The organism is Bartonella sp. AP280QHHD (assembly GCF_042196125.1).
In the GTDB taxonomy this organism is placed as follows: domain Bacteria; phylum Pseudomonadota; class Alphaproteobacteria; order Rhizobiales; family Rhizobiaceae; genus Bartonella.
The window spans coordinates 1-9,338 of record NZ_JBHIPQ010000053.1 but is presented as its reverse complement, the minus strand read 5'-3'; the positions used below and the strand labels follow the sequence as shown (position 1 = coordinate 9,338).

Genomic DNA, 9,338 nt, shown 5'->3' with positions numbered 1-9,338 from the left:
ACCCCTTAAAAACTCTTTGAGAAAAAATAAATTGGTACAAAACCTAGTGTCAAAATATACAAAACCTGCTGGCAAGCTACACAGATAATTAATTAAAAAAAATATATATTTCAATATGTTTAAGAAATAAAATGGTGCCGCATGCCGGATTCGAACCAGCGACCCCATCATTACGAATGATGTGCTCTACCAACTGAGCTAATGCGGCATAGGTTTGTAAGTCAATGAGACAAAACTAATTTGAGGGTAATAGCTAAAAGTACGTATAAAAGCAAGAATGCATTTTTTCAATAATTTATACATATGATAATAATTTGAAGGAGAATTATGTAAAAGTCAGAGGAAAGTATTCTTTGACCTTAATGCTATAAAATGCTTTTCAATTTACGATAGCACTTAAATTAAGAAGCTGGGAATGTAGATCTTTAGGATGAAAAATGGTGTCAAGATAACTTAGTAAAGATAAAAACATTTTCTGATTCTTAAGAAAGAAATTTGTTGCATAGAGTGATTGGGAAAATAAAGATCATCATAAACCTTTTATAATGTGCAAATAGATGAGTAGAATTAGTTGAGAAGTTACTTCTCATTTTTATGGGAAGAAAAAGGGAGGAGGATTAATAAAATTAATCACGTTTTTTATTTAAGAGGGAGTAAAAATCATGTCGGATGAAGATCGGCTGATAGAACTAGAAATGAAGCTAGCTTACCAAGAAAAATTCATTGAGGAACTTTCTCGAGAGGTAACTAATCAATGGAAAAGTTTGGATGAGATATCTAAAAAAGTTGATATTTTAGCGAGACGATTTTCAGATTTAAAAGAACTAGAGTGTTACTGAAGCTGTTATCTTACCATTTTCTCAATAGGGAGAAGGTGCGAAATATTTTTTATCACAATTGCAATTATTTACAGAGGAGTTTTTATTTCACGCATTTTGTTAGACTTGTAGAATAATTTTTATAAGCTTCTTCATTAATTTTAATAAGTTCCAATCTTATAAGGAGAGCTGATATTAGAAGACGTTTTTTATATGGGGTTTCTAGTACGAAAATTAAGAAAAGTTTTTGTAGAGTATTAAAGAAACAGCCATAGAAAAATATATGAACTGCAATATTTTAAGTTTTTTCTGTACAGAGTTTTCTTATAGGTGGGAGGTAGATTTATTCGCTAATTTTTTTTAATTGATACAAATAAAGTGATGTTATTGTTATCTATAGAAATCATAAGTGAGCGCCTATATTTATAATGAAGCGTTTTAATTTTTTCTGATGATCAAGTGATCTTCAGTTGTTTTAATAGAGTGAGGGGTTTTAAGCGACATCGATTATGTTATAGTACAGAGAGCTCTAGAAGTTTTTTTCAAGATCAAATGTACTCTTCGTTATATGTATATGATATTTTGTGAAAAGGCTTTTGTTTTTCGTAATTTAAGATACAAAATACTATTGCTAAAGCACCAAAGATAGACCATGCGGGTAAATAAGTGAGAGTAATGCAAATTGAGGACAGAAAATCAGGCATTACCTTGCATAGAGATTGATTAAGGTGATAGATATCTGTTTGCAGAAGGTTTGTTAAAATTTTATTAAAGGGGGTTGTTGTCCAATGTGATGTGATTACAGAGTGTGCGTTATCAATGACCAATGCTATAATGGTTAGTGTAACGAAAATGAAGGACATTAATTTAAATAAAGGGTGGAGCATATTTTTTCTTAAAACTTCAACGGGACATACGTATAATGCACAAAAAAATAAGGAGTTGCATTATGATAAGAAAATAAGTTTACGTTTGTTTTGTGTTTTTTGAAAGAGGTGCCTAATTTTTCAATAAAAGTTGAGGTTAAGTTCAACAAAAGTAGTGAGGCATGATGTCTGAAAAAAAGCACGAGGAATTGAAGCGTAGCCTTCAAAATCGCCATATTCAAATGATTGCTTTGGGTGGCGTTATTGGGACGGGACTTTTTTATGGGTCAACCGAGGCAATTCAATTAGCTGGTCCCTCAGTTATTTTATCTTATCTTGTCGGCGGGCTTATTATGTATTTCATTATGCGAATGCTTGGTGAAATGTCAGTAGAAGAACCGTCTTCAGGAGCATTTAGTTTTTTTGCTTATAAATATTGGGGGAGATTAGCTGGTTTCATAACAGGTTGGAATTATTGGTTTCTTTATATTCTTGTGAGCATGGCTGAACTTACAGTGATAGGGTTTTACCTTGATCATTGGATTTTGATTGATCATTGGAAGACATCTTTCATTGTTCTTTTATTTGTTACATTTGTTAATTTGTTTAATGTTCGTTTTTATGGAGAATTTGAATTTGTTTGCGCTTTGATCAAAGTGGCTGCTGTTATTGGTATGATTATTTTTGGAATTTTTCTCATTGTCACTGGACTAGGGGAAAATCAAGCGAATATTCATTATCTTTGGGACCATGGTGGTTTTTTCCCTTATGGAGCAGTAGGGGTTGTTTTAGCAACTTCTGTAGTAATGTTTTCTTTTGGAGGAACGGAGCTTATTGGTATTGCTGCTGGAGAGGCATCTAATCCACAAAAAACAATTCCAGCGGCTATCCGTCAAGTTATGTGGAGGATTATAATTTTTTATATTGGATCTATCAGCATTATTATGATAATCAGCCCTTGGAATATGATTGGAAAAAATGGTAGTCCTTTTGTCACAATTTTCGAGACTATAGGAATTCCTGCTGCTGGTCATATTTTGAATTTTGTGGTGATTATGGCTGCTATTTCTGTTTACAATAGTGGCATTTATTCTAATGGCCGTATGCTTTATAGTTTAGCTGTACAAAAAAATGCACCACATATTTTTAGTAAACTGAGTGCTGCTCGTGTTCCTTATATTGCTATCCTTTTTTCTTCATTATGTACGGCGTTGATTGTCGTTGTTAATGCTCTTGTTCCTGATAATAGTTTCATGCGGATCATGGCTCTTGCAACTGCAGCAGCAGTGATTACTTGGGCTATTATTGTTATTGTTCATTTGAAATTTCGCAATGCCCATAAGAACAGAAAGGGCGATTTTATTTATGCGTTTGGTTTATATCCTTACGCTAACTATCTTTGCCTCTGCTTTCTTGTTTTATTATTTTGCATTATGTTTGTCAGTGGTTTTGGGAAAAATGGATTGATGACTCGACTTTTTGATATGATAGGAATAAGCTTGCCTTTTCTTGAAGCATATATTCCTGTACAGATGCCTGATATGAGTTTGGCAGTCATTATTATTCCTCTATGGTGCTTGTTATTACTTTTAGGTTATAAACTGAAGCGATAGAGAAAGAAGAGCTAATAAAAGGGATTGATTGGAATAAACCTTGGGGATTATAAAATTTGATAAGGTAACACAAGTTTTTGGTGATTTGTGTGTTTTAAGAAATATTACTGTACAGCTTACCGAAAGACGAGTTGCTATTATAGGTGCGAATGGTTCTGGAAAAAGTACATTTGTTCGCCTTATTAATGGGCTCCAATTACCATCTCATGGTTTTGTAAGCGTTGATGGGCTTGATACAAAACGCGATGCAAAAGCAGTAAAACGTAAAGTTGGATTTGTTTTTCAGAATCCCGATAATCAGATTGTTTTACCATTAGTTGAAGAGGATTTATCCTTTGGTCTCAAAAATTTAAAGCTTAATAAAGATGAAATTAAGGAGCGTGTAGATGAAATTTTACAGCGCTATGAACTTCAAGATTTCAGAAATCACGCTGTCCATTTATTAAGTGGTGGGCAAAAACAACTTGTTGCTATTTCTAGTGTAGTTGCAATGAAACCAGACTACATTATTTTTGATGAGCCGACGACATTACTTGATTTGCGAAATAAGCATCGCGTTACGCAAGTGATAGAAGAATTACCGCAAACGGCAATAGTTGTATCGCATGATTTAGAGTTTTTGAAAAAGTTTGATAGAGTGCTGGTTTTTGATAAGGGGGAGATAGCAATTGATGATGTACCTTTTGTTGCTATAAAGGAGTATATAAGAAGAATGTCATGATCGGTTTATATATTCCGAGGGATACATTTATTCATAGGTTAAGTCCTGGAGTTAAGTTATTATTTCTTACGGCCTGTGGAACTTTTATAATAATGGTTTCTTCCATAGCGCTTCTTGGTTTATTTTTATTGTTGGTCATCTTATTCTATAGAGTCGCCAAAATCCCTTTCAAAACTGTGATAAAGCAATTTAAATCGATGGGATTGCTTTTAGTTCTTCTATTTGTATTTCAAACTATTTTTAGCGGTTGGCTTACGGGGGTTGAGGTCATATTACGTCTTGTTATCCTCTTTTCTTTATCATCAGTTATTTCATTCACAACAAAAGTGTCAGATATGGTGGATGCAATTGAAGCAGGCCTCCAGCCCTTTCGTTGTTTTGGTATAAATCCATCAAAAGTGAGTATGGTTATCTCTATGGCGATCAGGTTTATTCCTCTTTTGGGTGAAAAGTTTAATGAGGTACATGAAGCACAGCAAGCACGAGGACTTAATACTAACATTGTTGCTCTTGCGATACCTTTAATTATACGAACCATAAGAATGGCTTCAGAAGTGGCTGAAGCATTGGACGCGCGTTCTTATGATGCTGATACTATTGATATAGCATCTCATAATAATAAAAGTTTTTATAGTAAAAGAAGAATCAAATGAATACAAAAGATTTAGTTTATATTGCTTTATTTGCCGCTATTTATGCTATTTTGGGCCTTTTCCCTTCTATTTATCTTCCTTTTCTTCTAGGGGTACCTATTACGGCTCAATCGATGGGACCGATGCTAGCAGGGTCTATACTTGGGGCAAAAAGGGGTGCTTTAGCGTCACTCCTTTTTCTTGTTCTTGTTGCGATTGGATTGCCTCTGTTGCCTGGTGGTCGTGGTGGAATCAGTGTCTTTTCAGGAATTGCAAGTGGTTATTTAATAGGTTTTCCATTTGCCGCATTTTTTATTGGTTTAATGGTAGAGTTTTTTTGGCAGCGGTTAAATTTTATAACATTATTTATAATAAATACTTTTGGTGGCATTGGGATAGTTTATTCTTTTGGTGTTCCATGGACAGCTTATATGACCAAAGTTTCTTTACTGAAGGTTTTAATGGCTTCATCAGTTTTTTTGATAGGCGATTGTTTAAAAGTATTGATTGCATCCTTTATTGCACTCGCGATTAAAAGATCTGTTCCTCTCATTCATTCAAAGCATAATAACTAAAATAAATGTATTATTTTGTTATATTGTTATTATATAATATTCATATATCACTATTATTGAATTTAACTATAGTAATTTATGATGTAATTAAACACTGTAGAATCTAATATGATTCATATAAGTGATGTTATTAAAATAAATTATTATAGTATTTTTCTCTATATCTAAGGCATTTAAAGTGTACTTTTATAAATCTGATACTTTTTATTAATTGTACAACAATAACGAAAGCTTTTCCCTAGTGAAGGAATAATTCAGTGAATACAAAAGATTTAGTTTATATTGCTTTATTTGCCGCTATTTACGCTGTTTTGAGTCTTTTTCCTCCTATTTATCTTCCTTTTTTGCTGGGCGTCCCTATTACAGCTCAGTCTATGGCTCCGATGTTAGCAGGCTCTATACTTGGAGCGAAAAGGGGAGCTTTAGCATCACTTCTTTTCCTTGTTCTTATTGCGATTGGGTTACCTCTATTGCCTAGTGGTCGTGGTGGAATTAGTGTTTTTTCAGGAGTTACGAGTGGTTATCTGATTAGTTTTCCATTTGCTGCATTTTTTATTGGCTTTATGGTAGAATTATTTTGGCACCGGTTAAATTTTATAATATTATTTGTGATAAATACTGTGGGTGGCATTGGGATAGTCTATTCTTTTGGAATACCATGGGTGGCTTATATGACACAGGTCCCTTTGCTGACAGTTTTAATAAGTTCATTAGGTTTTTTGGTTAGTGGTTTCTTGAAAGTGCTGATTGCATCCTTTGTAGCGTTGACCATTAAAAAAACCGTTCCTCTCATTCATTCGGAAAAAGGGGCAGTTCTGTACTGAAGAACAAATTTTGCCAAATGTATGTAGCTTAAAAAGCACCACGGAATACCATTTTGTTTTGTCTACTTTTTATTGGTATTTTTATCTGCATAGCTCTCAGAGATAGCCATACGAAAATTGAATGTTTCGGCACCAAAATTCATTTTTGCTTTCAGGAGCAGCTCCCAAATAGCCAATTAATATCATTTTATTCAACATGCTTGTAAGTTTTATTCGATTTGCATATTATATGCATAAAGCCTTAGAATAATTTATTATTTTTTTAATATTTTTAGTTAATTAATCACTAATTTTTAAATTATTATTATATTAATTGTACAAAAACATGGATAATTAAGTGTTCATCTAAAACTCTTGATGTATATAATACCCTTATAAATGTGTTAATATAAGTAAATGTATTAATATAAGGTATAAAAATGAGATTTGAATGGAATGAAGCTAAAACAAAAAGTAATCTTAGAAAGCACCGTGTAAAGTTTTGAAATAGCTGCAAGTGTTTTTGCAGCCCCATTCACTATGGTTAAACAAGACCGTATTGAAAACGAGAGTATGGTGAGCAAGCTTTATGGCTCATGGATGGTTTTTTATTAATATTCGTAGCGCATACTGTCCATGACGATAAAGATGGCATAGAGGTAATCCGTATTATTTCAGCACGACGAGCCAACTCGAAAGAAAAGAAACGTTATAAAGAAGAAAGTTCGTTATAAAATTGATGTAGGTAACTTATCACCTTTGACAGATAAACAGAGAGTTGAAGTTGATAAACTGGCTGCAATGCCGGACAGTGCAATTGATCATAGTGATATTCCGTCACTCAATGATGTGTTCTGGAAAAATGCCGTTCGCAATCCATTCTATAAACTACCCAAAACTGTCACAACAGTGCGTGTGGATTCAGACGTGCTAGCGCGTGACTTTAAAAGTCAAGGGAAAGGATATCAAAAGCGGATTAACGCCATTTTACGTGATGCCATGCTTCGTTCAATGCACTGATTTCTCCTCCACTTAAAAGCCGAGAAGGGGGGGCCCATATTCTAAAAATCTAAGCAGCTTTCACTGCAGAGTTCTCTAAAACTCGTATTGCTTTTGCAATTAAAATTTTATAGCCTTAATTTTCAGCCAAACGATTCTAAACGACGCAGTATATTTGGGATACACTACCCTCCCGTTGTCACTAAGATAACTTAGGCAACACCTGCCGTCTGATAAGACATAGACATTGTAATTATGTTAACTTTATGAATACCATTAACTTCCTTTCTTATAAATATAAAATAGATCCAGCCTCAGAATTAGTTAATATCAATGATGCTGATAAATTTTTAGAGGAAGGGAGATACGATTTTAACTGTGATAATCAATGTGCTACCTTAATAATCGAAAAGTTTTCTGTTAACTCGAAGATCTGCTATTGGATTTATGTTTTAACGGGAGAAAATAGTCTTTATAATCCTGAAGTGATTGATTCTGAAAACGACTTTCAGAATATTCCTAACCCACGTTCTAAAAATCAGATTTAACAAAATAAGCAATATTTTGGAATTTTGATTCCTATAGAGTTAACTCTTTTTTCTTCAAATAAAGAGTTAAACAAATTCTTGCAGCTACACTACAAAAAAACTTTCATAAAGGTTTATAATAAGATTCTGTTTTGCATGAGTTTTGGTAATCTCTGCTGTACAGAACGTGACACTGTTGTAAAATTTATCAAGATCTTTCGTTTTCTCTTCAATATTGGTTTTATCGAGTTCTGTTAAGATTTTTCCATTGCTTGCGAAATGGCATTGTTTTGCACAAATTCATTGCCCTCAAACAAAGCTTCAAACACGGGACGCGTTACAAGATGTTGCGCTAACATCTCAATCGCTTCTTCTTGCTTTATCTCACTGTTTAAGTTGTTTTTTAATTCCTTATGAAACGCATCAAAGGCATGATAAGCTCCGCTTGTTTGATCAGAAAGCAGAGTTTGAAGGCGTGTGATATGGTTTTGTGCAATCTCAGCAACATTGTTCGCCCAAATGCCCCAATAATCACTCATAGTAGATTTTTTAACAATCAGTGTTTTGAGAGCATTGGGAAACTCAACAAAAAAGGGTAATCTTCCTGTTACGCTATGACTATGTTGCGGTTCATGAGCTTGTGTCCCAATACGAAGTCCGGATTTTTCTGATTTTTCGTGGAGCGTGATTTCGTCAATAACCGTGGTGACATTCTCTAATTCGGTCTTTTTAGAAACTGTAACAATGTCGATGATAGAGCTTACGTCTTGTCCTAAGACCATCTGGTTAAGGGTTTTACTAAAATTCTCATCATGGGCAAGCAAAGCATTGAGAACTTGCCAGACAACACTGTATCTCTTATNACGCGGGTGTAAAAACATAACCGCATCAAGGGAAGGAACATCAACACCTTCTGAAAGGCAGCGTACATTGGTTAATATACGGCAGACATTCTCACCCGCATCTTCTTTCAACCAATCAAGTTTTATCGTACGGTTTTTGGCACCAGATTTTCCATTAATATGATCTACTTGACAGTTAAGAGGAGGAATATTTTTATGGTTTTCATGAAGATCACGTAAATCTTTCTTAACTTCTTCATCGTTGAATGTTCTACATATGCGTTCAGAAGTATCAATATTTCTACAAAAAGCCAAAGCCCGATGCATGGGTCTTGTATCATCTCCAAGATCAATTTTCAGATCCATTTTGGTAAGAGCTTGATAACAACCCATGATCTTCGATTTATCATCAAGAATAAGATCATAATTCTCATCTATCATCAGATGCTGGATAGATTTACTCACTTCTCCTTCATCAACACCTAAAACGATAATCTTGTAAGGCGTTAAAAGTCCATTCTTTACAGCATGGGAGAAACTATAAGAATAAAGGATTTTTCCATAGAGCTCTTCATCATCCATAGATGCTAGAACGGCATTGATCTCATTGGCTTTCTTTTTGGCATCATCGGTAAAGATCTTGGGCGTTGCTGTCATATACAGACGTTTTTTGCTTTGAATGATGCTGTTATCGTGAACCTTGATAAAATCAGATTCATTGTCCTCTGTTCCCAATGAAGCCCCAGTGGTTCTATGGGCTTCATCACAGATGATTAGATCAAATTCGGGTAAATCATGGTTTTTTTGCGCATCCGAAATCACTTGGATCGAATGGTAGGTAGCAAAGACCACTGTCATGGCATCAGGAGAAGTCTTATTGGCTTTTTCTCCAAGCTTTTGAGAATCTGTTGTTGCTGGTAGAGCGAGATCCGAGACATCGAG

8 protein-coding genes, 1 tRNA gene and 1 pseudogene are annotated in these 9,338 nt (G+C 34.3%); 8 read left to right on the top strand and 2 right to left on the bottom strand.

The genetic code is table 11. From position 1 onward, the window contains the following. Window positions 1-132: 132 nt before the first annotated feature. Window positions 133-208 (bottom strand) — tRNA-Thr (locus ACFIMK_RS08725). 454 nt (window positions 209-662) lie between these two features. On the opposite strand from ACFIMK_RS08725, the gene ACFIMK_RS08720 reads away from it, so the two are divergent. The 8 genes from ACFIMK_RS08720 to ACFIMK_RS08685 all read left to right on the top strand — a co-directional run bounded on the left by ACFIMK_RS08720 (window position 663) and on the right by ACFIMK_RS08685 (window position 7,575). Next, complete coding sequence (locus ACFIMK_RS08720; protein WP_375612388.1) at window positions 663-839, top strand: SlyX family protein; 177 nt, start codon at window positions 663-665, stop codon at window positions 837-839. Between the two features lie 1,030 nt (window positions 840-1,869). Further along, the gene (locus ACFIMK_RS08715) at window positions 1,870-3,297 is read left to right on the top strand and encodes an amino acid permease (protein WP_375629712.1); all 1,428 of its coding nucleotides are present in this window, start codon (window positions 1,870-1,872) and stop codon (window positions 3,295-3,297) included. Window positions 3,298-3,337: 40 nt separating this feature from the next. Continuing rightward, window positions 3,338-4,018 carry an energy-coupling factor ABC transporter ATP-binding protein gene (locus tag ACFIMK_RS08710; RefSeq protein WP_375613810.1) on the top strand — a complete coding sequence of 227 codons (681 nt, stop codon included), beginning with the start codon at window positions 3,338-3,340 and terminating at the stop codon, window positions 4,016-4,018. After that, window positions 4,015-4,671 (top strand): energy-coupling factor transporter transmembrane component T family protein, encoded by a 657-nt coding sequence (locus tag ACFIMK_RS08705; protein ID WP_375613809.1) that lies wholly within the window; start codon window positions 4,015-4,017, stop codon window positions 4,669-4,671. The genes ACFIMK_RS08710 and ACFIMK_RS08705 overlap by 4 nt, the downstream gene beginning before the upstream one ends. Then, the gene (locus ACFIMK_RS08700; RefSeq protein ID WP_375629709.1) at window positions 4,668-5,225 is read left to right on the top strand and encodes a biotin transporter BioY; all 558 of its coding nucleotides are present in this window, start codon (window positions 4,668-4,670) and stop codon (window positions 5,223-5,225) included. The genes ACFIMK_RS08705 and ACFIMK_RS08700 overlap by 4 nt, the downstream gene beginning before the upstream one ends. 257 nt (window positions 5,226-5,482) lie before the next feature. After that, window positions 5,483-6,049, top strand: coding sequence for a biotin transporter BioY (locus ACFIMK_RS08695; RefSeq protein ID WP_375629706.1), 567 nt, complete (start codon window positions 5,483-5,485; stop codon window positions 6,047-6,049). 690 nt (window positions 6,050-6,739) lie between these two features. Then, window positions 6,740-7,048: a BrnA antitoxin family protein gene (locus tag ACFIMK_RS08690; RefSeq protein ID WP_375638596.1), complete on the top strand. Its 309-nt coding sequence runs from the start codon at window positions 6,740-6,742 to the stop codon at window positions 7,046-7,048. Window positions 7,049-7,293: 245 nt separating this feature from the next. After that, window positions 7,294-7,575, top strand: a complete 282-nt coding sequence (locus tag ACFIMK_RS08685) for a hypothetical protein (RefSeq protein ID WP_375638593.1) — start codon at window positions 7,294-7,296, stop codon at window positions 7,573-7,575. A 93-nt stretch (window positions 7,576-7,668) separates the two neighbouring features. On the opposite strand, the pseudogene ACFIMK_RS08680 reads toward ACFIMK_RS08685, so the two are convergent. Continuing rightward, window positions 7,669-9,338: pseudogene (locus ACFIMK_RS08680) on the bottom strand (DEAD/DEAH box helicase family protein); the annotation flags it as partial.